Annotated in this window: 29 protein-coding genes; 8 read left to right on the forward strand and 21 right to left on the reverse strand. The window is 53.7% G+C overall.

Annotation, left to right across the window (positions count from 1 at the left end; all coding sequences use genetic code 11):
• Window positions 1-6 precede the first annotated feature (6 nt).
• The 3 genes from FDX11_RS04050 to FDX11_RS04060 all read right to left on the reverse strand — a co-directional run bounded on the left by FDX11_RS04050 (window position 7) and on the right by FDX11_RS04060 (window position 1,776).
• Window positions 7-453: a type II toxin-antitoxin system HigA family antitoxin gene (locus FDX11_RS04050; protein ID WP_137366331.1), complete on the reverse strand. Its 447-nt coding sequence runs from the start codon at window positions 451-453 to the stop codon at window positions 7-9.
• The gene (locus FDX11_RS04055; RefSeq protein WP_000558161.1) at window positions 450-761 is read right to left on the reverse strand and encodes a type II toxin-antitoxin system HigB family toxin; all 312 of its coding nucleotides are present in this window, start codon (window positions 759-761) and stop codon (window positions 450-452) included. Before FDX11_RS04055 ends, FDX11_RS04050 begins: the two co-directional genes overlap by 4 nt.
• An 85-nt stretch (window positions 762-846) precedes the next feature.
• Window positions 847-1,776, reverse strand: coding sequence for an alpha/beta hydrolase (locus FDX11_RS04060; RefSeq protein WP_137397540.1), 930 nt, complete (start codon window positions 1,774-1,776; stop codon window positions 847-849).
• Window positions 1,777-1,980: 204 nt separating this feature from the next.
• On the opposite strand from FDX11_RS04060, the gene FDX11_RS04065 reads away from it, so the two are divergent.
• Complete coding sequence (locus tag FDX11_RS04065; RefSeq protein ID WP_001523745.1) at window positions 1,981-2,223, forward strand: CopG family transcriptional regulator; 243 nt, start codon at window positions 1,981-1,983, stop codon at window positions 2,221-2,223.
• Window positions 2,223-2,597, forward strand: coding sequence for a type II toxin-antitoxin system VapC family toxin (locus tag FDX11_RS04070; RefSeq protein ID WP_137397541.1), 375 nt, complete (start codon window positions 2,223-2,225; stop codon window positions 2,595-2,597). Before FDX11_RS04065 ends, FDX11_RS04070 begins: the two co-directional genes overlap by 1 nt.
• Before the next feature lie 36 nt (window positions 2,598-2,633).
• Here the strand turns inward: FDX11_RS04070 and fdhE are convergent, their stop codons facing one another.
• The 4 genes from fdhE to fdnG are packed head-to-tail and all read right to left on the reverse strand — an operon-like array spanning window position 2,634 to window position 8,157.
• Window positions 2,634-3,563: a formate dehydrogenase accessory protein FdhE gene (gene fdhE, locus FDX11_RS04075; protein ID WP_042313511.1), complete on the reverse strand. Its 930-nt coding sequence runs from the start codon at window positions 3,561-3,563 to the stop codon at window positions 2,634-2,636.
• A complete protein-coding gene (gene fdoI, locus FDX11_RS04080) occupies window positions 3,560-4,195 on the reverse strand; it encodes a formate dehydrogenase cytochrome b556 subunit (RefSeq protein WP_042313508.1) in 636 nt (211 codons plus the stop codon). Before fdoI ends, fdhE begins: the two co-directional genes overlap by 4 nt.
• Window positions 4,192-5,094 carry a formate dehydrogenase O subunit beta gene (gene fdoH / locus FDX11_RS04085; RefSeq protein WP_042313505.1) on the reverse strand — a complete coding sequence of 301 codons (903 nt, stop codon included), beginning with the start codon at window positions 5,092-5,094 and terminating at the stop codon, window positions 4,192-4,194. Before fdoH ends, fdoI begins: the two co-directional genes overlap by 4 nt.
• A gap of 12 nt (window positions 5,095-5,106) precedes the next feature.
• Window positions 5,107-8,157 carry a formate dehydrogenase-N subunit alpha gene (gene fdnG / locus FDX11_RS04090; protein WP_137350340.1) on the reverse strand — a complete coding sequence of 1,017 codons (3,051 nt, stop codon included), beginning with the start codon at window positions 8,155-8,157 and terminating at the stop codon, window positions 5,107-5,109.
• Window positions 8,158-8,351: 194 nt separating this feature from the next.
• Between fdnG and fdhD the strand changes: the two genes are divergently transcribed.
• Window positions 8,352-9,188: a formate dehydrogenase accessory sulfurtransferase FdhD gene (fdhD, locus tag FDX11_RS04095; RefSeq protein ID WP_072276989.1), complete on the forward strand. Its 837-nt coding sequence runs from the start codon at window positions 8,352-8,354 to the stop codon at window positions 9,186-9,188.
• Here fdhD and FDX11_RS04100 read toward each other — a convergent pair.
• Window positions 9,155-9,661 carry a YgjV family protein gene (locus tag FDX11_RS04100; RefSeq protein WP_137366333.1) on the reverse strand — a complete coding sequence of 169 codons (507 nt, stop codon included), beginning with the start codon at window positions 9,659-9,661 and terminating at the stop codon, window positions 9,155-9,157. The two genes, fdhD and FDX11_RS04100, sit on opposite strands and share 34 nt — an antisense overlap.
• Before the next feature lie 58 nt (window positions 9,662-9,719).
• Complete coding sequence (locus tag FDX11_RS04105; RefSeq protein ID WP_137397542.1) at window positions 9,720-10,241, reverse strand: Crp/Fnr family transcriptional regulator; 522 nt, start codon at window positions 10,239-10,241, stop codon at window positions 9,720-9,722.
• A gap of 129 nt (window positions 10,242-10,370) precedes the next feature.
• On the opposite strand from FDX11_RS04105, the gene FDX11_RS04110 reads away from it, so the two are divergent.
• On the forward strand, window positions 10,371-10,583 hold the full coding sequence (locus FDX11_RS04110; protein WP_042313485.1) for a DUF1471 domain-containing protein: 213 nt from the start codon (window positions 10,371-10,373) through the stop codon (window positions 10,581-10,583).
• Between the two features lie 56 nt (window positions 10,584-10,639).
• On the opposite strand, the gene FDX11_RS04115 is transcribed toward FDX11_RS04110, so the two are convergent.
• The 6 genes from FDX11_RS04115 to FDX11_RS04140 form a co-directional block, all read right to left on the reverse strand.
• Window positions 10,640-12,385 (reverse strand): putative frv operon regulatory protein, encoded by a 1,746-nt coding sequence (locus tag FDX11_RS04115; protein ID WP_137397543.1) that lies wholly within the window; start codon window positions 12,383-12,385, stop codon window positions 10,640-10,642.
• The gene (locus tag FDX11_RS04120) at window positions 12,385-13,455 is read right to left on the reverse strand and encodes an aminopeptidase (protein ID WP_137397544.1); all 1,071 of its coding nucleotides are present in this window, start codon (window positions 13,453-13,455) and stop codon (window positions 12,385-12,387) included. Before FDX11_RS04120 ends, FDX11_RS04115 begins: the two co-directional genes overlap by 1 nt.
• Complete coding sequence (locus FDX11_RS04125; RefSeq protein ID WP_137397545.1) at window positions 13,445-14,890, reverse strand: PTS fructose-like transporter subunit IIBC; 1,446 nt, start codon at window positions 14,888-14,890, stop codon at window positions 13,445-13,447. The genes FDX11_RS04120 and FDX11_RS04125 overlap by 11 nt, the downstream gene beginning before the upstream one ends.
• Before the next feature lie 10 nt (window positions 14,891-14,900).
• Window positions 14,901-15,347 carry a PTS fructose transporter subunit IIA gene (locus FDX11_RS04130; protein WP_137397546.1) on the reverse strand — a complete coding sequence of 149 codons (447 nt, stop codon included), beginning with the start codon at window positions 15,345-15,347 and terminating at the stop codon, window positions 14,901-14,903.
• Window positions 15,348-15,529: 182 nt separating this feature from the next.
• A complete protein-coding gene (locus FDX11_RS04135) occupies window positions 15,530-15,853 on the reverse strand; it encodes an AzlD domain-containing protein (protein WP_042313473.1) in 324 nt (107 codons plus the stop codon).
• Window positions 15,853-16,512 (reverse strand): AzlC family ABC transporter permease, encoded by a 660-nt coding sequence (locus FDX11_RS04140; RefSeq protein WP_079225721.1) that lies wholly within the window; start codon window positions 16,510-16,512, stop codon window positions 15,853-15,855. The genes FDX11_RS04135 and FDX11_RS04140 overlap by 1 nt, the downstream gene beginning before the upstream one ends.
• A 101-nt stretch (window positions 16,513-16,613) precedes the next feature.
• On the opposite strand from FDX11_RS04140, the gene FDX11_RS04145 reads away from it, so the two are divergent.
• Window positions 16,614-17,162: a helix-turn-helix domain-containing protein gene (locus tag FDX11_RS04145; RefSeq protein ID WP_003825255.1), complete on the forward strand. Its 549-nt coding sequence runs from the start codon at window positions 16,614-16,616 to the stop codon at window positions 17,160-17,162.
• Between the two features lie 84 nt (window positions 17,163-17,246).
• On the opposite strand, the gene rhaM is transcribed toward FDX11_RS04145, so the two are convergent.
• The 5 genes from rhaM to rhaB form a co-directional block, all read right to left on the reverse strand.
• The gene (gene rhaM / locus FDX11_RS04150; RefSeq protein ID WP_079225720.1) at window positions 17,247-17,561 is read right to left on the reverse strand and encodes an L-rhamnose mutarotase; all 315 of its coding nucleotides are present in this window, start codon (window positions 17,559-17,561) and stop codon (window positions 17,247-17,249) included.
• Entirely contained in the window at window positions 17,558-18,706 is a 1,149-nt protein-coding gene (fucO, locus tag FDX11_RS04155) for a lactaldehyde reductase (protein WP_042313465.1), read from the reverse strand. The genes rhaM and fucO overlap by 4 nt, the downstream gene beginning before the upstream one ends.
• Before the next feature lie 11 nt (window positions 18,707-18,717).
• Window positions 18,718-19,542, reverse strand: a complete 825-nt coding sequence (gene rhaD, locus FDX11_RS04160) for a rhamnulose-1-phosphate aldolase (protein WP_137397547.1) — start codon at window positions 19,540-19,542, stop codon at window positions 18,718-18,720.
• Window positions 19,543-19,685: 143 nt separating this feature from the next.
• Window positions 19,686-20,945, reverse strand: a complete 1,260-nt coding sequence (gene rhaA / locus FDX11_RS04165; protein ID WP_042313455.1) for an L-rhamnose isomerase — start codon at window positions 20,943-20,945, stop codon at window positions 19,686-19,688.
• A complete protein-coding gene (gene rhaB, locus FDX11_RS04170) occupies window positions 20,942-22,411 on the reverse strand; it encodes a rhamnulokinase (RefSeq protein WP_137397548.1) in 1,470 nt (489 codons plus the stop codon). The genes rhaA and rhaB overlap by 4 nt, the downstream gene beginning before the upstream one ends.
• 300 nt (window positions 22,412-22,711) lie before the next feature.
• Here rhaB and rhaS point away from each other — a divergent pair, with 300 nt between their 5' ends.
• A complete protein-coding gene (rhaS, locus tag FDX11_RS04175; protein WP_042313449.1) occupies window positions 22,712-23,560 on the forward strand; it encodes an HTH-type transcriptional activator RhaS in 849 nt (282 codons plus the stop codon).
• A 108-nt stretch (window positions 23,561-23,668) separates the two neighbouring features.
• Window positions 23,669-24,517, forward strand: coding sequence for an HTH-type transcriptional activator RhaR (gene rhaR, locus FDX11_RS04180; protein WP_137350347.1), 849 nt, complete (start codon window positions 23,669-23,671; stop codon window positions 24,515-24,517).
• Here the strand turns inward: rhaR and rhaT are convergent.
• Window positions 24,514-25,548 carry an L-rhamnose/proton symporter RhaT gene (gene rhaT / locus FDX11_RS04185; RefSeq protein ID WP_042313441.1) on the reverse strand — a complete coding sequence of 345 codons (1,035 nt, stop codon included), beginning with the start codon at window positions 25,546-25,548 and terminating at the stop codon, window positions 24,514-24,516. The two genes, rhaR and rhaT, sit on opposite strands and share 4 nt — an antisense overlap.
• 288 nt (window positions 25,549-25,836) lie before the next feature.
• Here rhaT and sodA point away from each other — a divergent pair, with 288 nt between their 5' ends.
• Entirely contained in the window at window positions 25,837-26,457 is a 621-nt protein-coding gene (sodA, locus tag FDX11_RS04190; protein WP_137397549.1) for a superoxide dismutase [Mn], read from the forward strand.
• Window positions 26,458-26,617 lie beyond the last annotated feature (160 nt).

Here is a 26,617-nt window from a genome sequence, read left to right on the forward strand (position 1 = left end):
ATCCAACTACTCGATGAAGGCATCCGCTGGTAGTTTAAAGCGTTGTGTAAGCGCTTTAATATGATTAACCGTTAGTGCTCTGCGGCCATTTAAGATGTTGCTGACGTTCGATTTAGAACCAAGTTCGTTGGCAAGATCTGCTGCTTTGAGACCGTATTGATCCATGAGCGTTCGCAATACTGAAACGCCAGGGGGCGTTTTCTCCAGGTGTTGGTTGAGTGCTTTGAATTGCGGCGCATGTTTTTCGTATTCACTGATTCGGGCACAGAGTAATTCAAATAGTGGGTTTTCAAGATCGTCGTGGTCGACCAGAAACTCCACTAGCGCTAGTGCCCTGCGATACTCATTGTCATTTCGGTCTTCCCCCATCAGTGGGACGCTTTTTACCGCATCGCTGAAGGTATCAACGATCTTTTTTGCGCTGGTTGCATCCATCTGACGATGAGTTCTCATTCTTTATTACCCCGATAATATGCGGTCAGTTTGTCATATTCGGCATGGGAAACGATATGTTTCACAAATATCTTATGTAACCTGAAATCTATGTAGGAAATGAGTCTCAGGCTGTTACCAGAAACATCAATCACCCACCATTTATCTCTGTACTTAAAATTATCCAGTGAAGGAATATACAGCTTCATCTCTTCTGGCTGAGTGAATGTTTTTTTCTCCAGAACATTCAGCAACTCAGTGAGAGCAAGCTCATGGTTTGGATACATGAGCATCGCTTCATTGAACGGTTTTCGGCTGATAACATGCACAATGTAGTTCCATTACAAAGTTTTCAACCTGAAAACAATTTAGCGCAACGTTATCCAGTTTTCAAGTTGAAAACAAAATTGAATTTTAGGTCATTTTGCCTGTTGATGGACTTACAACACGCCAGGCCACATCTCGTATGGCGCTTCGTGCCGCCTGGCTCACACCTCCGAGCTGGAAAAAGCCATGAATGACACCGAGATAGCACTGGCAAGTGCATTCCACACCCTGCTCCTGGAACCGTTGATACAGGGCCTCGCCTTCATCTCGCAGTGGGTCGAATTCAGCTGTAATGATGTGCGTGGATGGCAGACCGGCGAAGTCCTCACGCCAGAGCGGACTGGCTTCAGGATGCAGTGGATCGGTTCGCGGCATATACATCTCGTAGCCCGACAGCAGCGTGTCGCGGGTGATAATGTAATCCTGTCCATTATGGTCATAGCTCGCAAACCTGGCGGTTGCGTCCAGCATCGGGTAGATCAACATAAGCTGCGCAGGTTGCCATTGACGGGCGGCTTTCAGGCGTAGCGCGGTGACCAGCGCCAGATGCCCACCCGCGCTGTCACCGGCAAGCGTAATGTTCTCGCGATCTATCCCCAGTTTCTGGGCATATTTCCAGATAGTATTGGCTCCAGTTTCGGCATCGTTATGTGCGGCCGGGAAGGTGTGCTCTGGTGCAAGTCGGTACTGCGCCGCAATCACGCGACAACGGCTGTAAAAAGCTAACTGCCTTAACTGGTTATCGTGGGTGGCAAAACCACCGCTGACAAAGCAGCCGCCGTGATAATAGATAACGCAGGGGAGATTTCCTGTGCTGCCCCGCGGCGAAACAACGCGAAACGTCATGGCATCGAGTTCAATATCTTCAACTTGTACGCGTGTTTCAGTTTCTCCTGCCAGTGTCGTGCTGGCGATGTAGCCCGCCCTCCGGTCATCAATATTCTGTTCGCGAGAAGAGGGGCGTCCCGCCGCGATAAATTCCTCCACTAACTGCGCAATCCCGCTTTCCAGTGCCATTTTTCATTGCCTTTATCTGTATGGATATACAGTTTTATAACCCGATTTGGTACGAATGAAAATGGGAAAATTGGGCTGCGTACGATTCTGGAAAGCGGCTCGCAAAAATAAAAATCGTTCGCGTAATAACTATTTTCTCGTCAGTCTCAGGTGTATGTTGTTTGAAAAATAAGCGCGAATGATATACTGGAGGTATATGTGAGTATGATGGCTGGGATGGATATGGGCAGAATTTTACTCGATTTATCAGACGACGTGATTAAACGGCTTGACGATCTCAAGGTGCAACGCAACCTACCTCGTGCAGAACTCTTGCGGGAGGCCGTTGAGCAGTATCTGGAAAGACAGGATCGGGCTGAAACCACAATTTCGAAAGCATTGGGGCTCTGGCAAGGCTGTGAGGAAGATGGCGTTGAATACCAACGTAAACTTCGTGAGGAATGGTAATGGTCAAAGGGTCTGCGCTTTTTGATACCAATATCCTCATCGACCTGTTTAGCGGGCGAAGTGAAGCAAAACTGGCGATAGAAACATGGCCGCCACAGAACGCAATCAGTCTCATTACCTGGATGGAGGTGATGGTAGGTGCAAAAAAATACCATCAGGAGACCCGTACTCGCATTGCGCTAGGCGCTTTTAACATTATTGGAGTTTCACAGGATATTGCTGAGCGAAGCGTGAATATCAGGCAAGAATACGGGATGAAATTGCCGGATGCCATTATCCTGGCTACTGCGCAGATTCATCATCTGACACTGGTTACGCGTAATACCAAAGATTTTGCAAGCATATCCGGTGTGGTCACACCGTATACGTTATAGTCCGGGCGACCAGTGTCGCCCGGCAGTACTGGGGTTTTACTCCCCTTCACCCGGGAATAAGAACGGGTTGATGGAGCTGCGGGCAAAGCCTTCTTGCTCCATGTGGGCGTCCAGCATCAGTGACGCGAGGTCGTCGGCCACGGCCTCGACTTTCGGGTCTTTTTCCTGGTAGAGAATCTTCAGGTAAGTCCCGCAGTCGCCGCAGCTTTCGGCTTTAATTGCCGCCTGCTCGTTATCCAGCGACCAGTAGTTCAAGTCACGGCTCTGTTCGCAGTTGCTGCACTTCACGCGCACCACGTGCCACTCGGTTTCGCACAGGTTGCAGTGCAAATAACGCAGCCCCTGAGTCGTACCGATTTGCACTATGCTGGAGACCGGCATCGAACCACATACCGGGCAGAACTGACGCTGTTCACCGTACTCAGCGCGCGCTTTGCCGGGGATCAGACTTGCCATCTGCGCCCAGTAGAGCGACAGAGCGGCCCAAATGAACGGGGCTTTATCGCTACTGACGGAGGCAAAATCTGAGGCAAACAGCGCGCTTGCCATCAGCTCCAGCTCCTGCTCTGAGGCTTTTTCCAGATTCTCGATCACCGCCAGTGCAGGGCCGCTCATTTCTGGCTTCAGCTCAGCAATTAACGATTGCAGCAGTTTTTGCCAGTGCTTGTCACGTGGCAGGACGTGGATATCCAGCGGCGGCTTGCCCTGATCGTTCGCTTCTTTGATACGAGCGGTCAGATCCATCTGCAGCGGATGATCGTACAGTACCACTTCCTGTGCGTGGGCGATCAGCGCGGCAAAGCGCAGATAATCGCCCAGCGGGTTGTTTTCGGCCAGCTCGCGCAGACGTTCAGCACGACGGTTATACAAATTTTTGAGTCTGGGGAACAATAACGGCGGAATCATATCCGCCGTGCGTTTCTCGCTCGAACCCAGCTCATCTTGCGGGATTATGCGAATACTCATTCAGATGACTTTTCCTGTTTCTGGCGGACTTCACGGTACCAGCGCGGGTGATGTTTCTTCGCCCACGATTTAGTAACCCATCCCTCCACCATCGCGGTAATGGTGCCTTTCACCCAAAGGGCGGCGTAAATGTGCACCATGATAACCACAATTAACGCTACTGCGGCAAATGAATGCAGCATTAACGCGAATCGGATCACCGGGATTGAGAAAGCAGGCGCAAAATACGGACGCCAGATGATCACTCCGCTCACCAGTAACAGCACCAGGAAGATAATCGCCGCCCAGAATACGCATTTCTGGCCGAAGTTATAACGTCCCGTGTCACCTACTTCCTCGTTGACGACAATCTTACGAATATTCTTCGCCCAAAAGATATCATCCCGATTGATTAGATTGTGGTGCCAGTAACGGAAAAACATGATGATAAAAGAGGCAAACATGATCACGCCGACAAACGGGTGCACAATTCGCGCCAGTTGCGGCGTGCCCATGATGTGCATCAGCCAGTTAAAAGACGGGAAGAGAAAACCCATCCCGCTCACTGCCGCCAGAATAAAGCAGAAGGCGGTTATCCAGTGGTTGATGCGTTCCGGCGCCGTGTAGCGCACGATGGTGTCACGTCGTTTCATTTGCGCACCTCGTCTTTCTCTTCATGCAGATTGTCTTCTTCCTCTTCCGCACGGTTTGGACCCACACCGACGTAGTGGAAGATACTGGCCGCAAACGTCGCTGCGAAGCCGACCGCTGCCAACGGTTTCCAGATGCCTTTCCAGAACTTCACGGTGGCGCTGATTTCCGGGTTCTCCGGCAGACCGTGGTACAGATTCGGCTTGTCGGCATGGTGCAATACGTACATTACGTGCGTACCGCCAACGCCTGCCGGATCGTACAGACCCGCGTTATCGTAACCACGCGTTTTCAGCTCCGCCACGCGCTCACCGGCCAGGGTTTTCATCGACTCTTTGGTGCCGAAATGAATCGCCCCGGTTGGGCAGGTTTTCACGCAGGCCGGTTCTTGCCCGACCACTACACGGTCGACGCACAGCGTACATTTGTACACGCGGTTGTCTTCCGGGTTGAGGCGCGGCACATCGAACGGACAGCCAGCAATGCAGTAGCCGCAGCCGATGCACTGCTCGGACTGGAAGTCGACGATACCGTTGGCATACTGAATGATTGCGCCTTCAGCCGGGCACGCCTTCAGGCAGCCCGGATCGGCGCAGTGCATACAACCATCCTTACGGATCAGCCACTCAAGTTTGTCGTTCTGTTCCACTTCCGAGAAGCGCATCACCGTCCAGGATTTCGCGGTCAAATCAGCCGGGTTGTCATACACCCCAACGTTGTTGCCCACTTCATCACGGATGTCGTTCCACTCGGAACACGCCACCTGACAGGCTTTACAGCCGATGCAGGTAGTGACGTCGATAAGTTTCGCCACCTCTTCCTGGTGATCCCGCGCCTGAGGCGCGGGGGTGAAACCGTTAGTGGCGGATCGACGAATGATGTCTTGCGATTGATAAGCCATAGGTCGTCTCCGTTACACCTTTTCCACGTTCACGAGGAAGGACTTAAATTCCGGCGTCTGCGTATTCGCATCACCAACGAATGGCGTTAACGTGTTAGCGATAAAGCCTTTTTTCGCCACACCTTCGTAGCCCCAGTGAATCGGAATACCGATAGTGTCGATATCCTTACCGTTAGCCTTCAACGTGCGAATACGTTTGGTCACCACTGCTTTGGCTTTAATATAGCCGCGGTTAGAGGAGACTTTGACGGTATCACCATGAGAGATACCGAGCTTATTCGCCAGCTTCTCGCCAATTTCCACAAACTGTTCCGGCTGGGCGATAGCGTTTAGCAGCGCATGCTTGGTCCAGTAGTGGAAGTGCTCGGTCAGACGATAGGTTGTACCGACATACGGGAATTTATCCGCTTTACCCAGCGCCTCCGCGTCACCTTTAAAGATACGCGCGGCAGGGTTAGAGATAACGTTCGGGTGCAGCGGGTTAGTGCCGAGCGGCGTTTCAAACGGCTCGTAGTGTTCCGGGAACGGCCCTTCCGCCATCTTATCGATAGCAAACAAGCGTCCCATCCCTTCCGGCTGCATGATGAACGGCCCGACGTCAGTACCCGGTGCGGCGGCGCTGTAGTCTGGAATATCCATCCCGCTCCATTTCGCGCCATCCCATTTCAGGATCTGACGTTTCGGATCCCACGGATTCCCCTGCGGGTCTGCGGAAGCACGGTTATAAAGAATGCGGCGGTTAAGCGGCCACGCCCAGGCCCAACCCAGCGTATTGCCAAGGCCCGACGGGTCGGCGTTATCGCGACGCGCCATCATGTTGCCTTCCGGCGTCCAGCTACCGGCAAAAATCCAGCAGCCGCTGGAGGTCGTGCCGTCATCGCGCAGTTGGGCGAACGAGCTGAGCTGTTGGCCTTTCTTGACGATTACCGCGCCGGTTGCCGGGTCGGTAATATCAGCCAGCGCTTTACCGTTACTCTCCATCGCCACTTCTTCCGAAGCCGGCTCATGCGGTGTGGAGTAGTTCCAGGTCATGCTCAGCACCTGTTCCGGGTTTGCACCACCTTGTTCGGCATACATCTTGCGCAGGCGCAGGAAGATACCGGCGAGGATTTCGCCATCGGTTGCGGCAATCCCTGGGGCATCCGCGCCTTTCCAGTGCCACTGCAGCCAGCGACCAGAGTTGACGATCGAACCGTTCTCCTCGGCGAAGCAGGTGGACGGCAGACGGAATACTTCGGTCTGGATTTTTGACGGATCAACATCGTTCGACTCACCATGGTTCTGCCAGAAGGTGGAGGTCTCTGTGTTGAGCGGGTCGATAGTGATCAGATACTTCAGTTTGGACAGTGAAGCCACAACCTTGTTTTTGTTCGGGAATGAGGCGACCGGGTTAAAGCCCTGGCAGATATAGCCATTCACTTTGCCCTGGTTCATCATCTCGAAGTACTGCAGGACGTCGTACCCTTTATCCCACTTCGGCAGCCAGTCGAAGCCCCAGCTATTTTCTGCTGTCGCTTTATCGCCAAAGAAGGCTTTCATCATCGAAACGAAGAATTTCGGGTAGTTGCCCCAGTAGTTTACCTGACCTTCCAGCAATGGTTTTGGCGTGTTGGCGGCAAGGTAGGTTTGCAGGTCGGTCTGTTTTTCGCTTGGCAGCGTCAGATAACCCGGCAGACTCTGTGACAGCAGACCAAGGTCGGTCAGTCCCTGAATGTTGGAGTGACCACGCAGGGCGTTAACACCGCCGCCGGCCATGCCCATGTTGCCGAGGAGCAACTGGATCATCGCCATCGTACGGATGTTCTGCGCACCAACGGAGTGCTGCGTCCAGCCCAGCGCGTACAGGAATGATGCGGTTTTGTCTTTCGCGCTGGTTTCTGCGATGTATTCACAGACCTTCAGGAAATCGGCCTTCGGCGTACCGCAGATATTCTCTACGACCTCCGGTGTATAGCGGGAAACGTGCTGTTTGAGCAGGTTCCATACACAGCGTGGATGTTGCAGAGTCACATCGCGTTTGGCGAAGCCGTTTTCATCCAGCTCATAGTTCCAACTGGTTTTGTCATACTTGCGTTTGTCCGCGTCGTAGCCGGTAAACAGGCCATCTTCGAAGCCAAAATCCTCGCGCACGATCAGGCTGGCGTTGGTATAGGCCTCGGTATATTCGCGGTTGAATTTTTCGTTATTCAGCAGGTACAGCATGACGCCTGACAGGAAGGCAATGTCAGTACCGGAACGAATTGGGGCATAGAAATCAGCCACCGCTGCGGTTCGCGTAAAGCGAGGATCGATGACAATCAGCTTAGCGCCGTTGTGAATTTTCGCTTCCATCGCCCAGCGGAACCCGACCGGGTGAGCTTCAGCGGCGTTACCGCCCATCACCACAACGAGGTTGGCGTTTTTAATGTCGACCCAGTGGTTGGTCATCGCACCGCGACCAAATGTTGGAGCAAGACTTGCTACCGTTGGTCCGTGTCAGACACGCGCCTGGTTGTCGACCGCGAGCATACCCAGCGCGCGGGAGAATTTTTGCGTCAAATAGCCGGTTTCGTTACTGGAAGCGGATGCACACAGCATCCCGGTGGAAAGCCAGCGGTTAACGGTTACGCCTTCGGCGTTTTGTGCAACGTAGTTAGCGTCGCGGTCTTCTTTCATCAGCTTAGCGATGCGGTCGAATGCCTCATCCCAGCTAATTTGCTGCCACTTATCTGAGCCTGGTGCGCGGTATTCCGGGAATTTCAAACGGCTTTCAGAGTGGATGAAGTCCACAAGACCTGCGCCTTTCGGGCACAGTGCGCCGCGGTTCACCGGGTGATCCGGGTCCCCTTCAATATGGAAGATGGATGCTTTGGCGTTTTTTGCTCCGTCACCGAGGCTGTACATCAACAGTCCACAGCCAACGGAACAGTAGGTGCAGGTGTTACGGGTTTCGCGGGTGCGCAGCAGTTTATATTGCCGTGTTTCCGCGAGCGCTACGCCGGGTGCAAAGCCCAGTGCCGCTGCCGTGGTGCCTGCCATACCGCCAGCGCAGATCTTAAAGAACTGCCTTCTGCTGACCTGCATGGTTTGCTCCTTGTTTCGACATTGTCACGTTCCCTTCGCATTTCTGCCATGCCAACGCGTGGGAAGTGGTTGTTATTTTTCTTTGCGGACGGGACCGCAAAGGTCCAGAATTGGGTGAATTTCCCTCCGTCCAGGAGGGATTTGTAAAGAATACCACAATGTTGGTACGCGTGTTCCAATATGGTTAAAAGAAAGTGAATAAGATTATTCAAGAAAACATTAAGAATGTGACATCTACGACAGGATCGCGCCAATTGACTCTCTGGAAGCGCGAGGATTTACAACATCCTCAGCCTGATGAAGTCGCTGAAGAAGTGCCTGTTGCGCTGGTCTATAACGGAATTTCACACGTGGTGATGATGGCGTCACCGAAAGATCTTGAGCATTTCGCGATGGGTTTTTCACTTTCTGAAGGCATTATTGAGTCCCCGCAGGATATTTACGGGATGGACGTGGTTCCTTCCTGCAACGGATTAGAAGTTCAGGTTGAGCTGTCCAGCCGTCGTTTTATGGGATTGAAGGAACGTCGTCGCGCGTTGGCCGGGCGCACCGGTTGTGGTGTTTGCGGCGTGGAGCAGCTCAATGATATTGGCAAGCCGGTCCAGCCGCTGCCGTTTACCCAGACATTCGATCTGGCGAATCTTGATAACGCTTTACGACATCTCAATGATTTTCAACCCGTGGGTCAACTGACAGGCTGCACGCACGCGGCGGCATGGGTGCAGCCTGCAGGTCATCTGGCGGGCGGACATGAAGACGTTGGGCGTCATGTCGCGCTGGATAAACTGCTGGGGCGTCGGGCGCTCGAAGGGGAAACCTGGCAACAGGGTGCGGTATTAGTCTCCAGCCGCGCCAGCTATGAGATGGTGCAGAAGTCGGCAATGTGCGGCGTGGAGATCCTGTTTGCCGTTTCTGCGGCGACAACGCTCGCTGTGGAAGTTGCCGAACGCTGTAACCTGACGCTGGTGGGTTTTTGCAAACCAGGCAGGGCGACGATCTATACGCATCCGGAGCGTCTGATCGCGAAGTGACGCCACCAGGCGGCCAGGATACTCCCTGAAAATGCCAGTTCCATTATTACGGCAACGGGCGAGCCGACAATCACATTGTTCAGTAGCCAACACAGGCTGCCGCACAATGTGTATCCGCGTAATTTCCCGCTGCGTTTTTGAAACGACGCAAAGGTCATCAGCAGGCTTCCCATCAGCGGCAAAATACTCGACAGATTTTGCCAAAGATAAACGCTACACATCAGCGACCCCAGCATAAATCCCCACATCGCCCAGCGGTGAAACGTGACGATGGCCGTCGCGTAGCGGCATGCGGCAATGATCATTAACCCAGCCGCAGCGTGTTGATCCAAAAGATAGAAATGGATAGCCAACAGGGAAGTGGAACTGGTGAGCAGAGATAAGGTGATAGCCCGGCGCTGAAAATGAAAAGCGGAAATATCCAGCAAAAAGCTGATGCCAGCCAGAATCTGAGAGAGGAGAAATGCGTTCATAATGTGCGCCAACAATTGAAGAGTGACGGGACAATAATCGACGCATCAACGTAAGGCGTTAACCTTTGTTAAGACGCTGGCGAATACGAGACAGGCTAACGGGAGTAATGCCGATATAGTTGGCGAGATCGCGCTGAGTGAGTTGCGACTCCCAGTCCGGGAAGTGTGTTTGTACGTACTGGTAGCGTTGCTCTGGGGTATTGAACAGCAGCATTTGTTCTTTTTTCTCTTTGTAGATCAATTGCTGAATCAGTAGCTGGGTCTTAATATCCTGATTTTCCGGCGCATCCAGCAAAGCCAAAGAAATTTCACTGGTTTCTCCTGCGGTAATCATTTGCAGACTGTAATCAGCAGGCGTTTTGGTCAGCCAGTTCAGGTACAGAAAGCAGTATTCCCCGGCAAAGTAAAACTCTTTAACCCTTTCTACGCCGTTGTTTGCGTGGTACACCGCACGTGCAACGCCATGATGTAAAAGATGAATTTTACTTTGTGCCTCGCCCTGACGAAGCAACCAACTGCCAGCCGGTTGCGCTTTTCTTCTGCTACCTGCGAACCATTGTTGTTCGTGATTAAGCGCCATTTTATTTCTCAAATAATTTGAATAAGACAGGCAAATCCTTCCGCTTTTAGTTGTTCGAGTATCAGCCTATTATTTATCACATCAAGGCACGGTGCCTTACTCAAACAACTAAGTTAAAGGGTTTATATCATGAAAAGCATCAAAACTTTTGTCGCAGTTATCGCTCTGGCTACTTCTTTTGGTTCATTCGCTGCTCAGACTGTTACCGCAACCGGTTCTACACTGGAAAGCGCTGAAGCAAACATTGCCGCTCAGGCTGAACGTGCAGGCGCCAGCGATTATAAAATCACCCAGGCTTACACCGGTAACCGCGTGCACATGACCGCTGAACTGCTGAAATAAGATACCTTAGTACTGTAGAAAGAGCGCCTTTGAGGCGCTTTTTTCATTTCCGGCATTCACTGCCCGAGCAATGCGATAAACGCTTTATAGTCTTTCAACCCTGCAATAATCTCTGCCGGGTGGCTGCTCAACACGCTGGATAAATAACTGAAGATTTTTAGTTCATGTCGCGCTTCGGCAGCGGCACAGGCGATCAGCACATGGCTGACCGGTTCGTTATTCACCAAAATAGGTTGCGCGAGGGTGATAAAGAAACCACGAAAGCGACGCTCCTGTTCACTCCAGCAATGAGGAATCGCCAGACGATTCACTATCAGGTTTTCACCTTCATGTTCCCGGGCGCAAATGCGTAGCGCTTCGTCTTCGGTGATGTGGCCCTGTGCCACAAGCTGGCCGCAGATCCGGCCAATGATGCTCTGCCAGCTTTCGCCACTCGTATTGGCGTAATGAAAACTGCCCTGCTGTAAAAAGAATCGTTCGGGCTGCTGGCGTATAAAGGCCGTTGCGAGGAAGTGTTTTATCTGCTCGGTACCCGCCGCGGTGATAATGTTTTTGATAGTTAATGTATTTTTTAGAGATTCATCAAGCAGATAGTGGCTATTATTGATGATTAACAGCGGGGTGATTTCTTCACTGATGGCGCTGACCTCACTCGTATTTCGCGCAATGATCACCCGACAATTCAGTACGTCTCTCTCAATGGCCTGTTGGTTAACAGTGGCGATAGCATTCTGGTCGGATAACAAAATGATCGGCTGACGCTCGTTTTGGTGCCGCTCCAGCGCACAGGCGAAGTAAAGTCCGATGAGATCGCTATCGAACAGCGGAATATCCAGTTTTTCGCGCAACAGGGCGATAAAACGCAGACTCAAATCGAAAGCGGCAGGCCAGGTAGACTTCAGGTTATGCATACTGCTCTGGCGATGTTCCGGTACCCAGACTGGGGCAGAGACGCATCGCAGCAGGTGGCCGGTAATATTATCAACCAGTTGGCTATCGATAACGTTCAACGCGGCGATGCCGGGAACACTTTTTAATAACGAAGTCACCGTCCCGGTCGAGATGGTCATGGCCTGCCGTTGTCTGATTTCCAGAAGGCCGATCAGTGTTCTGAAGGCGTTCTCACCCAGGTAAACACCTCCTTGTTCCACTGCGTTTTTCAGTGATGCATACCGACACTCCGGCCATGATCCGCTGAGCTGATTACGCAGGGCGTAGACTGCCAGCACCAGGCTTGCCAGGTACTCTCCCGAGATGAGCGGAAATTCATTAAGGTTTTCACATGCTGCATTGAGCCTGTCGATATTGTTGCGGGTAATACCCGGCAGCGGAATCAACAGCGGATCTTTTTTCAGCAGATTCGCCAGCAGGATAATGCGCTTTTCTTCCGGTTCATCAATGAAATGACCGACGCCTGGGCGGCTGGCAAGACAAAAGGCGCGCTCATAGCGTTGTTTGAGACGCGGCAGCCTGTCGGCAACCCAGGTTTCGGGTAAATTCAGCGTCGAGGCGAGCTGAAGGCGGGGGGTAAAAGGGTTCAGCAATAATATCGCCAGCAGTCGGTCATCATTATCATGGCGTTGCAGAAGCTGAAAATAACCGCGCCTGTCGACGATATCCAACTGATATCCCGCACTGCCCCCTGGCTGGATGCGGGCCTTACCGCTGAGCGTAAAATTGAGGTAGTCAAGATCGCGCAGGATGGTTCTGCCCGAAACGCCAGTTTGCCGCGCCAACTCGCCCAACGAATACGGCTGCTGTTCGAGGAGATCGACAATTTTCAACTGGCGTTCACTGAGCATCAGATTGACTCGCGAAAATCGGTGAAGGCTTTAACGTTATCCGCCGTCAGCGAGACCAGCAGCTCGCGGACCAGAGTGAACAGCGCGTCATAATCTTTCGCCGAAATCATACCGCTATTGGCGTGCAGATAGCGGGTCGGCAGGCACAGCGCCGCCACCGGACGACCGCCGCCCATCACATTATAGCGTCCGCCGTCCGTCGCACCGGTTTTCATGGTGCAGAACTGTAAAGGAGCCCCGCTGCGCTTAGCGCTCTCTTTCAACGCGGCAACCAGTCGCTGATTGGGAAAGTAGCGCTTATCAAACAGCATCAGCCCCGGACCATCGCCGAGCTTCAGCGGATATTTGATGCTATCAATGCCGGGAACGTCGCCCGCCACCGCCGTATCCAGCACGATAACCACGTCGGGTTTGATATGCTCCGCCGAGGTTTGCGCCCCGCGCAGCCCGACCTCTTCTTCCACGCTGCCGACGCCGTACAGGATGATCTCCGGGTTATCCACTGCCTGTAATAGCTCCGCCATCAGGGCGCAGCCGACGCGGTTATCCAACGCTTTGCCGACGATTTTATCATCGCCCCAGCGGGCGAAATTGGCCACCGGACTGATGAAATCGCCGACCGTAACTCCCTGTTTTTCTACCTCTTCACGACTGTTCGCGCCAATATCAATGAACATCTCATCAAAAGAGAGCGGCTGCTGTTTTTGTTTCTCCGTGAGGGCATGTGGCGCAACGGAGCCGATCACGCCGGGTATTTTAGCCCCCGTGCGAGTGCGAACAGTGACCCGATGGTTAAGCATCGACTGGTTCCACCAGCCGCCGATGGTGGTAAAGCGGATAAAACCGCCCTCGTCGATATGCGTCACCATAAAGCCGACTTCATCCATGTGCCCGACGATGGCCACTTTCGGCCCGCGCTCACCTTTGCGGGCGACAAAACTGCCGAGGCCGTCAAAGGTGATTTCATCGACGCCGGATTCCAGCGCATTAATGAGAACGGAGCGAACTTCCTGCTCATCGCCGCTGACGGCGCTGGCTTCGCATAACTGCTGTAGTAACTCAATGTTCATGGGCAAGCTCCTGCTGCGCGGCTTTACGTTTCAGCCACAATCCTTTCAGGATGATAATTAACGAAATGTTCAGCGCCAGACCGATAGCCAGCACCAGATAAAATGACCCCACTGGCGACATCAGGCCAATCAGTGGATCAAAGATACCTAACCCCGGCGCGAGCCGTTTGATTCCGAAGGCGATCACCAGCATGCCGGTAATACCGCCGGAGAGCGTATTGGCAGTAATCATCGGCAGCGGCGCGGCCAGCGCGTAAGGAATAGCCGGTTCGGTGGCGACGGTTGCCCCCACCACAATCGCGCTGCTGGCGGCTGCCTTCTCCTGCTGGGTAAACAGTTTTGGCGCTAAATAGGTAGCGATACCTGCTGCGACGGGCGGCATCAGCGCCACCACGCCGACGATGGCGTACCAGTCATAGATATGTTTTTCCAGCAGCGAGAAACAGAAGAACCACGCGGTTTTGTTGATTGGCCCGCCCATATCAAACGCCAGCATCGCGCCGACGAGAAAGGCTGCGCCCATTTTCATTGATGGCGGAATGGTGTTCAGGAAGTGCAGCAGGCCGCTCATGATATCGGACATCACCGGGCCGATGACGTAATAAGTCAGTACGCCAAACACCAGCAGTGTGACAAACGGGATCAGCATCGAGCCGAGCAGCGGCTGGAGCGCTTTGCCGAGGCGCACCTTGCGAAACCACAAGACGAAGTAGCCGATTGCCAGCCCCAGCACGACCGCGCCGAGAAATCCCGCGCCGGATTGCGTCCCCAGTAGCCCTTTATCGTTCGCCAGATAGCACACGAGGAACGCCGGGGCGAACGCCGGTTTATCGGCAATAGACCAGGCGATGTACGCGCCCATTATGGGGATCATAAAGGTGAAGCCCAGATAGCCGATGGATTCGACGATCCAGGTAAACGACGGCGCGCCCTTTGACATGTCGGTATAGGGCAAACCGAACTGCACTAGCATATTGGCGATGGCGACCAGAATACCGCCGCCGATAACAAACGGCAGCGCGGCGGAGACGCCCGCCATCAGGTGACTCATCACGCTACCCTGCTGCACATCCTGTTTGCCCAGCTTTACGCCGCTATCGGCGGTAAACAGCTGCGAATGTGAAGGCAACTGCGTAAAAATCTGGTCGATATTTTTCAGCGCCTGAGAAATGGCGATTTCATAGACCTTTTTCCCGGCGAAGCGCGCGCGGTCTTCACCGCTTAAGCCGCGCCCTGTTGCCAGAATCACGTAATCCGCGGCGGCAATCTCTTCACTGGTCAGACGGTTTTCCACGCCGCTTGAACCCTGGGTTTCGACTTTAATGGTATGGCCGAGCGAACGCGCTTTTTGCTCCAGCGCTTCCGCCACCATATAGGTGTGGGCGATTCCCGCAGGACAGTTGGTGATCGCCACTAAACGCAAGGATGACTCCATAGCCGCTTCCTTATGAGGTTAAGGTCTGATTGAGCAGGGCAAGCACCTGACCGACGTCGCCCTGTTTCAGCTGGTTGATGAAATCCTGATGGATAATTTTGCGGCACAGGGTACCGATGATTTTGACCTGATCATCCTCACCGGTTTGCGGCACGCCGAGGCAAATCCAGCAGTTGACGTCTTCGCCGTCGCTGGCTTTCCAGTCCACGTTTTCTGATTTACGTGCGAACAGGACGAAGGGCTGCCTGATGCAGGCGCTTTTGCCGTGTGGGACGGCAATGCCCGAACCAAAGCCGGTGGAGTGCAGCTTTTCGCGCAGCAGCAGCGTTTGCAAAAACTGATGACGATCGCTGACGTAGCCGTTATCAAAAGCGATATTCGCCAGCTGTTTGAGGATGGAATAAACGCTATTTCCCTGAATATTCAGGTCAATGCAGTTAGCTGTAAGGGCTGCCATGGTGAGACTCCGTTAAAACCTGTTTCATACGATTTTAACGGTGAGGCGATGAAGAGATGAGCGGCAATATGTCAGCGTGCAGTGACATTTTGAGGCCGAGTTAGCGCGTGGTTTTGTGGGGTAAAACACACAATGCTACAGGCGATTACCCTGATGAATATTTCGTCAGGGTAGTTATATTATTAGTGTATTCCCGCCATCCTCAACAGCGCCGTCACCACGGCCGCAGCAATGATTACCACGATCAACGGCATTTTACGCCAGGCGAGAAAGACCGCGAAGCCAACCCCAAGAACGCGCGCCATTCCAGCAAAGTGTTCACCTTCATAAAAAGTAGTCGCCAGCGCGACGGAGAACAGCAATACCGTTGCGGCATCAGAAAGCAGCGCCTGCGAGCGTTCTGAAAACGCTAAACGGCTCCCAAGCTTCGCTCCCCCTAAACGCATTAAATACGTTCCCAGAGATAACATGGCGATACCAACGATAAACAGCGTCATGTTGCCCATTATTTTTTCCTCGTCAGTAAGCCAAACAGTGAGAGCAGAACCGGTAAACCCACCGGCGCAAAGGGAATGGCGGCAAGCGACAGCGCGGCACCGCTACAGGCGCGGATTAGCGTGGTGCGGTTTTTAAAGGCCGGGACCACTAAGGCCAACAAAATGGCAGGGAAAACGGCATCCAGACCGATGGTTTCTGGGGCCGGGAGCAGTTTGCCGACACCTGCGCCAATCAGCGTGCCAATCGGCCAGAATAGGGCGACGCCCAGACCGCATAGCCAGTAGGCGGCTTTACGCTGTTCCGGCGTTTTTTGCGACAGGCCAAACACCACGCTTTCGTCGTTCATGATATGGCAGCCGAGGAGGCTGGCGGCACGAGAGCCCACCAGGTCACGCACCGTAACGCCAAAAGGTACGTGTCGGGCGTTCACCAGTAAACCGGCAGCCGCAGCCGCCAGTGGGTTACCGCCGCTGGCGACGATGCCGATAAACATAAACTCGGATGCGCCCGCCAGCACCGTAATAGAAAGCACAAACGGTACCCACAGCGGGAAACCGTAGGCCATCGCCAGCGAGCCATATGACATGCCGACAACGCCGACGGCCAGACAGACGAGAAATATTGCTTTCAGCGTGTCGCCTTTGAGACAGAAAAAATAATGTTTCATACCATTTTAGCCATATCGAACGAATTTCCATTATAATGAACGCAACCATTTAGCTTTACAAGTCGAACGATTCGTTCGATATAAAAAACATGGAGTCGTGAATGACCCAGCCCATCAGTATGATCGCGAAAAGCCTGGTGCGTGAACGTCAGCGCACCGGTTTGTCACTGGCAGAGATTGCCCGCCGCGCGGGGATTGCAAAATCGACGCTCTCACAGTTGGAAGCGGGTAATGGCAATCCTAGCCTGGAAACGCTCTGGTCGCTGTGTGTGGCGTTGGATATCCCTTTTGCGCGCCTGCTGGAGCCGCAAGAGCAAAAAACGCAGGTGATTCGCCGCGGCGAAGGGACAAAAGTCGTGGCGGAACAGGCCCACTACCAGGCCATTTTACTGGCCGCCTGCCCACCGGGCGCGCGGCGGGATATCTATCTGCTGCTGACGCAACCGGGCGCGGATCGTATTTCACAGCCGCATCCACCGGGATCGGTTGAACATATTATCGTGACGCAAGGTAAGGCGATGGTGGGATTGACGGAAGCGCCGGAAGAGTTAGGTGAGGGCGACTACATTTGTTACCCCGCCGATCGGGCGCATATCTTTAAAGCACTGGAGCCTGACACCCAGGCGATTCTGGTTTCTGAGCAGAATTGAAATTGCCGGATGGCGCTATCGCTTATCCGGCCTACAAAAAATAAAACCGTGTGCCCGGGAAGCTTGCACCACCGGGCACACGACTTACTGCAGATAGAACACCTCTTTTAGCTCTGCGCTGAGCGGGCTGTTGTCCGGGTTGGCTGGCATTACGTCACGCATATGTTTCCACCAACGCTGGCAAACGTCGGTGCTGGCAACGGCATTCCAGCGCTCCTCGGACTCAATCTCAACGGTGGCGAACAGCAGATTACGCTCCTGATCAAGATAAATCGCGTAGTGATGTGCGCCGTGCTCTTTTAATACGGCTGCCAGCTCAGGCCAAATGGGATTATGACGACGCTGGTACTCAACGTGCGCGTCGGCATTCACCTGCATCACAAACGCTTTGCGGATCATAACGCCTCCAGATACAGCTCGCGGACTTCATCGCGACTGGCGGTGCGTGGGTTACATGGCGCACACGGATCGGCCAATGCTTTATCCAACCAGCCTTCAATATCTTCTTTGGTCACGCCAAGCTGGCTGAAACCGGCTGGAATACCTACCCGCTTGCTCAGGGCGCGAATGGCGTTAATGGCTTCCATGCTTGCCGCTTTATCGCTCATGCCGCGGGTATCGACGCCCATCGCCTGCGCCACGCGGGCAAAGCGAGCCTCGGCGTTTGGGCGGTTAAAGTTTTCGATTACTGGCAGCAGGATGGCATTGCAGACGCCGTGCGGCAGGTTGTGGGTTGCGCCCGGCTGGTGCGCCAGCGCATGCACCAGACCCAGACCGGCGCTGTTAAATGCCATACCCGCCAGATACTGACCAAATGCCATTTGTTCACGGGCTTCGAGGTTATGACCATCGTCAACCGCTTTCGGTAGCCACAGATTGATTAAGCGAATCGCTTCCAGCGCGTTGGCGTCAGTGAGTGGATGCGCGCCGACGGAAACATAGGCTTCCACCGCGTGGGTCAGGGCGTCCATACCGGTTGCGGCGGTAACGGAAGCCGGGATTTCCAGCATCACGCTGGCATCATCCACGGCGATATCCGGGATGATGTTCGGGTCGATGATTACCTCTTTAACCTTGCGAGCAGAGTCGATAATCACCGCATTGCTGGTCATTTCTGCAGCTGTACCGGCGGTGGTATTGATGGCGACCAGCGGAACGCCAGCATTTTTCACTTTGCCCACGCCGGAGTATGCGGTAGAAGGACCCGGGTTGGCGGTCAGGATTTTCACCGCTTTAGCGGTATCGATCGGGCTGCCGCCACCGAAGGCGATAATGTAGTCACATTCTGCGCTCTGATACGCCGCAAAACCTTTCTGCACCAGCTCTTCTGTCGGGTTTGGGAACACCTCATCAAACAGGTGGTAAGACATTTGATGTTCATCCAGCGCGCTAAACAGGCTATCCAGTAGGCCCAGCTTTACCAGTTGACCATCGGTAACGATCAGCGCTTTGCCCCATTGCTTATTCGCCACGAGGTTCACCATATCGGCAATCGCTCCAGCGCCATGCAGGCTAATTTTGGGTAGTGCCAACATAAAGCTCATTACTATTCTCCTTATAATGCTAGTGCGCTTGCCAGTGGAGTCACACCAAAACGTTTGCCGAGTGCGACCAGTTCTTCACGCGTGATGGTCTGCCTCATACCGCCCATCGAATAGATTTTGACTAAAACTTCTGCTGATTTCTCTGCGGTGTCGATCAGACCGAATGCTTCATCGAGGGAGGGGCCGCTGCCGAACACGCCATGGAACGGCCAAAGAACAAGCGAATGCTTCTGCATTTCCTGCGCGGTCGCCTGGCCGATTTCATCCGTACCCGGCACCATCCACGGCAAGATGCCGACGCCATCCGGGAACACCACCAGGCACTCGGTGCTGCCTTCCCACAGTTTGCGGGTCATCAGCGCGGTGTCGTTTTCCAGCACATAGGTCAGGGCGATCAGGTTGGTGGCGTGGCAGTGCATGATCACGCGATCTTTGCCGTTCGTCGCTTTAATACGTTCGCAGTGAGAGAGGAAGTGAGCCGGCAATTCGGAGGTTGGTACCGCTTCGTGGGTCAGACCCCAAAGGATGTGATAGCCCGCGCCGTCGCTGTCCACTTTTACTACGCCTAAATTTGCCGCCGGATCGAGCTGAACGTTACGGAAAAATTTACCCGAGCCGGTGACGATAAAGGACGTATTCGCCAGCAACGGCATAGGCTGACTCAGCGCAATATAGCGCGGTTTTTCGTGAAAGTCGGCGCTAAATGGCGCGATGTCTGCTTCATCCAGCCGCAGCGTCAGGTTGCCGCCGTTACGCTCGTCCCAGCCTTTTAGCCACGCATCAGAAGTGGCTTTGATCATCCCCTGGACGAACCAGGAAGTAGTAATGTTTTGCATCTTCGGTGTTCCTGTTTATTGCCCGAAGGTTATCGGGTCTTACGTAGGCCGGATAAGCGCAGCGCCATCCGGCAATCGTGTTTCATTTATTGCCGGATGGCGATGCGAGGCGTCGTATCCGGTCTACAGATCAGGTGTCGCAATCAGCTACGTTTGCTCAGGATCTCTTTTTCATAGGCGCGAACGCTGTCCAGCCACTGGCTGCCCGCTGGCGTGTCGTGGCGCTGGCAATACATTTCCCAAACGGCCTGCCATGGCAGTGATTTTTGCTCTTCCAGCAGCGCCAGACGTGCGGTGTAGTCGCCGCTGGCTTCGAGCTGACGCAGTTGCTCGGTTGGTTCTAACAACGCGCGCAGCAGGGCTTTTTTCATATTGCGGGTGCCGATAACCCACGCGGCGATGCGGTTAATAGAGGCGTCGAAGAAGTCGAGACCGATGTGTACGCGGTCAAACAGGTTGTGGCGGACGATCTCGCTGGCAATCGCCTGAGTTTCATCATCCAGCAGCACCACGTGATCGCTGTCCCAGCGCACCGGACGGCTGACGTGCAGCAGCAGGCGCGGTACATACAGCATGGCGGCGGAGATTTTGTCGGAAATCACTTCAGTCGGATGGAAGTGACCCGCATCCAGGCACAGCGCGGTCTGGCGGCTGGTGGCGTAGCCCATATAGAACTCGTTGGAGCCGACGGTGTAGCTTTCGGCACCGATGCCAAACAGCTTGCTCTCAACGGCGTCGATATGGTGCGCCGGGTCGAGTTTCTCGCTGATCACTTCGTCCAGTGCTTCCAGCAGGCGCTGGCGCGGCGCTAAACGGTCAACGGTGATATCTTTCATACCGTCCGGGATCCAGATGTTCATCACCGACGGTGTACCCAACTGCTCGCCAAAATACGCCGAGACGCGACGGCTGGCTTTGCAGTGATCGATCCAGAACTGGCGAATGTGGTCATCGGCGTGGGCCAGCGTGAAGCCGTCGGCGCTCAGTGGGTGAGAGAAGCAGGACGGATTGAAATCTAACCCTAACTGGTTTGCTTTCGCCCACTCAACCCAGTTTTTGAAGTGTTCCGGTTTGATTTGGTCGCGGGCAACCGGCGTATCAGATTCCAGATAGATCGCATGCAGGTTCAGACGTTTTGGTCCCGGTATCAGGCTCAGCGCCTGCTCAAGATCGGCACGCAGTTCGGTCGCGTTGCGCGCTTTGCCCGGATAGTTGCCGGTAGCCTGAATTCCGCCAGTGAGCGAGCCTTCCGGGTTTTCGAAACCGGCGACGTCATCGCCCTGCCAGCAGTGCATGGAGACTGGCAGACGATCGAGCTGGCGTAAGGCCGCCTCGACATCAATACCTACCGCGGCGAAACGCAGTTTTGCCAGTTCCCAGGCTTGTTCAAGTTGAGTGGTCATGCGCAAAGCTCCTTTGTCTGTCGTAGTGATTGAAACTGCGCCTGGTAGCGGGCAATTTCACTTTCCGGATTGGGAATGAAGGTGGTCAGGTCGTAGTTGGCGCGCACTACCTGACGGAAATCATCGACGTTGTTAAGCTCGTCCAGCGCCATCAACTGGATGCCGATGTTGCCGAGCGTGGAGGCCTCAATCGGGCCGGACATAACGCGAATACCGCAGGCATCCGCGCACAGCTGATTCAGTAACGCGTTCTGGCAACCGCCACCAACAATGTGCAACTGGCTAAACGCTGCACCACGCAGGTCTGCTAACTCTTGCAGAATGTCGGCATACAGCAGCGCCAGGCTGTCGAAGATGCAGCGCGCCAGTTCGGCGTTTTGCAGTGGAACAGGTTGGCCAGATTCACGACAGGCCGCCTGAATTTCCGCACTCATATCGTCGGGGTTGATAAAGCGATCGTCGTTCGGGTTGATCAGGAACTGGCAGGCTGGCAGCGCTTGCGTTTCGGCGATAAGCGTTGGCAGATCGTCGATCTGGCGCTCTTTTAATACGCGCTGGAGCAGCCATAGTCCCATGATATTTTTCAGTACCCGGTAGCGCCCTTCCGCGCCGCCTTCGTTGGTGATATTCGCCGCCAACGCCGCATCGTTGGTATACGGTGTGCTGCTCTCAAACCCCATCAGCGACCAGGTGCCGGAAGAGAGATACGCGCTGTTTTTATCGGCGAGCGGCGAAGCAATGACCGCGCTGGCCGTGTCGTGACTGGCAACCGCCACGACCGGAATTTGATTTTTCTGCGGGCAAATCCAGTGGCCAATGACGTTCCCCGGATGCGTCGGGCGACCAAACCAGGCTTTGTCTGCCCCGGTCCACGCCAGCAGCGTGTCATCCCAGTCGTCGGTATTGATATTGACTAACTGGGTGGTGGTGGCGTTGGTGTATTCCCAGTTCATTTCACCGGTCAGGCGAAAGCTGAAGTAGTCGGGGATCAGTAGGGCATGCGCTACCTGCGGAATCAGTTCTGGTTGCTGTTCAACCAGCGCGCGCAACTGATACAAGGTGTTAAAGGGCAGAAACTGAATACCGCTACGACGGTAAATTTCATTTTTACCCGGCTGCTTCATCGCCTGCGCCATAATGCCCGTCGTGCGGTTGTCACGGTAAGAAACCGGCAGACCGACGCGCTGACCGGCGTTATCGACCAGCACGTAATCCACCCCCCAGGTATCAATGCCGATGCTGTCTATCCGAATGCCTTCATCGCAGACTTTCTTCAGACCCAGACGAATGTCGTTTTCCAGGCTGTCGATGTCCCAGGTGTCAAAACCGTCCGTTTTTTGCAGGCTGTTAACGAAGCGGTGGATTTCACGTAGCGTCAGGGTGCGGTGTTCACTGTCGTAACGCGCCAGCATTACGCGCCCGCTGGATGCGCCGAGATCGACAGCGACACAATGGCGAAAAGTCATAGCGAGGTCCTTCTGAGTTTTATTGCACTCAGTCTAAGAACCCCCAATAAGGCGTACCTTCTCAACAGTGACAGGCATAATTAGCGGCTGGCAACATGGCAAAGGTGAACGTGATGATGTTCACAGTTTCTACTCATGGGGCGGATTCGGGCAGATGTGACGCCTTCCGCAATTCCCGATCTTTCCCGCCGTATCTTGAAGAATTGACCGTGTTTACGCACTTTGGCGTCAAAAATTTAAGGTGAGGGTAGTAACCCTTAATTACTATTCAGCCATATTCGCTAAACAGGGGGAGCCGTCATGACAGTACTGCATTGCGTAGACTTTTTTCCGACAGGTAAAGCGCCAGTGGCTATTGAACCACGGCTTCCTCAACCCGCATTTCCGGAACATCATCATGATTTTCATGAAATTGTGGTGGTTGAGCATGGTACGGGAATCCATGTGTTCAACGGACAGCCTTACACCATCAGCGGTGGTACGGTGTGTTTCGTCCGCGATCATGACCGGCATTTATATGAGCATACGGACAATTTGTGTCTGACCAATGTCTTGTATCGATCCCCGGATGCGTTTCAATTTTTAGCCGGGCTGAATCAGCTTTTACCTCAGGAACAGAATGGGCAGTATCCATCCCATTGGCGGGTAAACCAGGGGGTATTACAGCAGGTCCGACAGTTGGTGGGGCAAATGGAAGCGCTTGGTGACGGGATGGATACGCCAACGGCAGCAAATCGTGAAATTCTGTTTATGCAGCTACTGGTCGTGTTGCGTAAAAGCAGCCTGATGGCAGCGGCAACCGATAACGACGCGCGGCTTAACCTTCTGATGGCGTGGCTGGAAGATAACTTTGCTGACGAGGTGTGTTGGGAGGCGCTGGCCGAGAAGTTTTCGCTCTCTTTGCGCACACTGCACCGCCAGCTTAAACAACAAACGGGATTGACGCCCCAGCGCTACCTTAACCGTCTGCGGCTTATTAAAGCGAGACATCTGCTTCGCCACAGTGATGACAGCGTGACCGATATCGCGTATCTCTGCGGTTTCGGCGACAGTAATCACTTTTCGACGCTTTTTCGCCGTGAGTTCGAGTGGTCGCCACGCGATATTCGCCAGGGGCGCGATCTCATGGCGGGAAGCAGCCTGCAGTAACGCGAAAGCTATCAACGTTTTTTACCGCCCGTTTGCTGATAATCATACCCTTTCATGCCGGATGGCGGCTGCGCCTTATCCGGCAAGTGTCCAGGTTGAGGTAATGCGGTGGCGAATCAGCTAATCCTTCTGAAATCAGATTTTTTTGCGCATGAGCAGCAGGCTGTTGCCGTGGCTGACCGCTATCCGCAGGATGTCTTTGCGGAGCATACCCATGAATTTTGCGAGCTGGTCCTGGTCTGGCGCGGCAATGGTCTGCATGTCCTTAACGATCGTCCATACCGAATAACCCGTGGCGATCTGTTTTACATTCGCGCCGAAGACAAACATTCCTACACTTCCGTAAACGACCTTGTGTTGCAAAATATCATCTACTGCCCGGAGCGGTTGACGCTGAATGTTGACTGGGAAGGGGCGATCCCCGGATTTAACGGTACGCCGCGGCAGCCGCACTGGCGACTCGGCAGCGTTGGCATGACGCAGGCCCGGCAGGTGATAAGCCAGCTTGAGCATGAAAGTAATCAACGCGATGCGCAGGCTTTTAGCATGGCGGAACTGCTATTCGGGCAACTGGTGACACTCCTTAAACGCCATCGTTATGCCACAGATACGCTCCCGGCAACGTCGAGTGAAACGCTGTTGGATAAACTCATTACCGCGTTAGCCGGGAGCCATGAGCATGCTTTCGCACTGGATAAATTTTGCGAGCGCGAACAGTGCAGCGAGCGCGTTTTGCGCCAGCAGTTTCGTAGCCAGACCGGGATGACCATCAACCAGTATCTCCGCCAGGTGCGGGTCTGCCATGCTCAATATCTGCTCAAGCATAGCCGGTTAATGATTAGTGAGATTTCCATGCGCTGCGGCTTTGAGGACAGTAACTACTTTTCGGTGGTGTTTACGCGGGAAACCGGGATGACGCCGAGCCAGTGGCGTCATCTCAGTACCCAGCATGCTTAGCTGGCCATTCCCAGACCAACAATATTTGCCGCGACGATAATCACCACGCAGCCGAGGCTCAGTACGCTGACCGGACGGCGACCCGCATTCTTCCACTCTTTCAATACCAGACCAACAATCCCACCGCACAGGACATAAAAACTCATGTGCAGCATCCAGCTTACATAGTCATACTGTGCCGGAATACGCGCGTGGCCCCAGGCGTAGAAGAAAAATTGCAGATACCACATCAAGCCACCGAGCGCGGAGAGCAGCACGTTGCTGATGATCAGCGGTTTAGCTAGCGAGAAGTCGGCTTTTATCGACAAGTTCTTCACTTTTGCCAGACGAATGAAGCAAAAACCCAGGTTGACCAGCGCACCACCGCCCATGATAACCACATAGCTGGGCAGGGCGACATACAACGGGTCTACACCCAATGCGGCGGCGGCATCGTGCATCGGTTTCGCGGCGTTCATCGCAAATGACATCCCTGCGGAGAAAATGCCGCACATGACCGCCAGAACCAACCCTTTTTTCAGGTTGAACTCTTCGGCTTTGATGCCCATTTTGCGTTCTTTTAATTGACCCGCACGGGTAACAATGCCCACGCCAATCAGTGCGACCAGTACGCCAAGCAGCGTCATGCGTCCGCCGGAGGTGTTGATCAGCACGTCAAAGTTGCCGTTGATAATCGGGGTCATCAGTGTGCCGACAATCAGCGTAATACCTATCGCAATGCCGATACCCATCGACATACCGAGATAACGCATAGTCAGGCCATAGTTAATGTTGCCAATCCCCCACATCGCACCGAAAAGAAATACCGGGGCCAGTGTGGAAAGGCTGAAGGAGCTGAAATAGGCCCAGAAATTGGGAAGTAACATAGCGCTGATAGTCCACGGAAGGATAAGCCAGGAGACGATCCCGCCCACCGACCACATCGTTTCCCATGACCAATGTTTGACCTGCTTGAACGGGGCATAGAAACAGGCGGCACTGGCTGCGCCTATCAAATGCCAAAAGATACCCATCGTAATCGCGTTACTCATGACTTAATCCTCGTTATTTTTTATCGTCGGTAATGACCCCTCCGACCTAACGAGTTTAAAAATTACGCAAGGTGTTAACCTTTTAACGCTTGCCGCCATTTTACGCATGTTGGCAATCATCACGTTAAGTGGGTGATTCGGTTCACAACTTTTGCAATAGACTGAATGACTAAAACCTTGTAAAAAGTACGGCATTGATAATCATTTTCAATATCATTTAATTAACTATAATGACCCAACTGCTTACGCGGCGTTAACACTGGCCGCCCGACAACACTGGAGATGATTATGAGTTATACACTGCCATCCCTGCCGTACGCTTATGATGCCCTTGAACCGCACTTCGATAAGCAGACGATGGAAATTCACCATACCAAACACCACCAGACTTACGTAAACAACGCCAACGCTGCGCTGGAAAGTCTGCCTGAATTCGCCAGCCTGTCGGCTGAAGAGCTGATCACCAAACTGGATCAACTGCCAGCGGACAAGAAAACCGTACTGCGCAACAACGCAGGCGGCCACGCTAACCACAGCCTGTTCTGGAAAGGCCTGAAAACCGGCACTACGCTGCAGGGCGAGCTGAAAGCGGCTATCGAACGCGACTTCGGCTCTGTTGATAACTTCAAAGCTGAATTCGAAAAAGCAGCGGCCACCCGCTTTGGTTCCGGCTGGGCGTGGCTGGTGCTGCAAGGTGACAAACTGGCTGTCGTTTCCACCGCTAACCAGGATTCCCCGCTGATGGGTGAAGCAATTTCTGGCGCTTCCGGCTTCCCGATCGTTGGTCTGGACGTTTGGGAACACGCTTACTACCTGAAATTCCAGAACCGCCGTCCGGACTACATTAAAGAGTTCTGGAACGTGGTGAACTGGGATGAAGCTGCTGCGCGTTTCGCCGCTAAAAAATAAGTTCTACGCTTAAATAATGCCCCTACAAGCGCTGCTTGTGGGGGCTTTTTTGTGATCAAAATCAACATGGGAACATTGATCCATTTAAATTGAAACAATGTTTTATTGTGCGGGTGGGATCACTTTTATAATCCCTCTGAATGTCTATCTTCTGTTCATC

Origin of the sequence: Citrobacter sp. wls714, assembly GCF_005281025.1 — a bacterium.
GTDB classification, from domain to species: Bacteria; Pseudomonadota; Gammaproteobacteria; order Enterobacterales; family Enterobacteriaceae; genus Citrobacter; species Citrobacter werkmanii.

What these genes read in the sequence shown, in the direction of transcription:
- rhaA (WP_042313455.1), bottom strand. Translation starts at nt 20,945, where the DNA reads ATGACCACTCAACTTGAACAAGCCTGGGAACTGGCAAAACTGCGTTTC.
- FDX11_RS04145 (WP_003825255.1), top strand. Translation starts at nt 16,614, where the DNA reads ATGACCCAGCCCATCAGTATGATCGCGAAAAGCCTGGTGCGTGAACGT.
- FDX11_RS04050 (WP_137366331.1), bottom strand. Translation starts at nt 453, where the DNA reads ATGAGAACTCATCGTCAGATGGATGCAACCAGCGCAAAAAAGATCGTT.
- FDX11_RS04120 (WP_137397544.1), bottom strand. Translation starts at nt 13,455, where the DNA reads ATGAACATTGAGTTACTACAGCAGTTATGCGAAGCCAGCGCCGTCAGC.
- rhaD (WP_137397547.1), bottom strand. Translation starts at nt 19,542, where the DNA reads ATGCAAAACATTACTACTTCCTGGTTCGTCCAGGGGATGATCAAAGCC.
- fdoH (WP_042313505.1), bottom strand. Translation starts at nt 5,094, where the DNA reads ATGGCTTATCAATCGCAAGACATCATTCGTCGATCCGCCACTAACGGT.
- FDX11_RS04065 (WP_001523745.1), top strand. Translation starts at nt 1,981, where the DNA reads ATGATGGCTGGGATGGATATGGGCAGAATTTTACTCGATTTATCAGAC.
- sodA (WP_137397549.1), top strand. Translation starts at nt 25,837, where the DNA reads ATGAGTTATACACTGCCATCCCTGCCGTACGCTTATGATGCCCTTGAA.
- rhaM (WP_079225720.1), bottom strand. Translation starts at nt 17,561, where the DNA reads ATGATCCGCAAAGCGTTTGTGATGCAGGTGAATGCCGACGCGCACGTT.
- FDX11_RS04135 (WP_042313473.1), bottom strand. Translation starts at nt 15,853, where the DNA reads ATGGGCAACATGACGCTGTTTATCGTTGGTATCGCCATGTTATCTCTG.
- FDX11_RS04110 (WP_042313485.1), top strand. Translation starts at nt 10,371, where the DNA reads ATGAAAAGCATCAAAACTTTTGTCGCAGTTATCGCTCTGGCTACTTCT.
- FDX11_RS04070 (WP_137397541.1), top strand. Translation starts at nt 2,223, where the DNA reads ATGGTCAAAGGGTCTGCGCTTTTTGATACCAATATCCTCATCGACCTG.
- rhaT (WP_042313441.1), bottom strand. Translation starts at nt 25,548, where the DNA reads ATGAGTAACGCGATTACGATGGGTATCTTTTGGCATTTGATAGGCGCA.
- rhaS (WP_042313449.1), top strand. Translation starts at nt 22,712, where the DNA reads ATGACAGTACTGCATTGCGTAGACTTTTTTCCGACAGGTAAAGCGCCA.
- FDX11_RS04125 (WP_137397545.1), bottom strand. Translation starts at nt 14,890, where the DNA reads ATGGAGTCATCCTTGCGTTTAGTGGCGATCACCAACTGTCCTGCGGGA.
- FDX11_RS04140 (WP_079225721.1), bottom strand. Translation starts at nt 16,512, where the DNA reads ATGAAACATTATTTTTTCTGTCTCAAAGGCGACACGCTGAAAGCAATA.
- FDX11_RS04105 (WP_137397542.1), bottom strand. Translation starts at nt 10,241, where the DNA reads ATGGCGCTTAATCACGAACAACAATGGTTCGCAGGTAGCAGAAGAAAA.
- FDX11_RS04060 (WP_137397540.1), bottom strand. Translation starts at nt 1,776, where the DNA reads ATGGCACTGGAAAGCGGGATTGCGCAGTTAGTGGAGGAATTTATCGCG.
- FDX11_RS04100 (WP_137366333.1), bottom strand. Translation starts at nt 9,661, where the DNA reads ATGAACGCATTTCTCCTCTCTCAGATTCTGGCTGGCATCAGCTTTTTG.
- rhaB (WP_137397548.1), bottom strand. Translation starts at nt 22,411, where the DNA reads ATGACTTTTCGCCATTGTGTCGCTGTCGATCTCGGCGCATCCAGCGGG.
- fucO (WP_042313465.1), bottom strand. Translation starts at nt 18,706, where the DNA reads ATGAGCTTTATGTTGGCACTACCCAAAATTAGCCTGCATGGCGCTGGA.
- fdoI (WP_042313508.1), bottom strand. Translation starts at nt 4,195, where the DNA reads ATGAAACGACGTGACACCATCGTGCGCTACACGGCGCCGGAACGCATC.
- FDX11_RS04115 (WP_137397543.1), bottom strand. Translation starts at nt 12,385, where the DNA reads ATGCTCAGTGAACGCCAGTTGAAAATTGTCGATCTCCTCGAACAGCAG.
- fdhE (WP_042313511.1), bottom strand. Translation starts at nt 3,563, where the DNA reads ATGAGTATTCGCATAATCCCGCAAGATGAGCTGGGTTCGAGCGAGAAA.
- FDX11_RS04130 (WP_137397546.1), bottom strand. Translation starts at nt 15,347, where the DNA reads ATGGCAGCCCTTACAGCTAACTGCATTGACCTGAATATTCAGGGAAAT.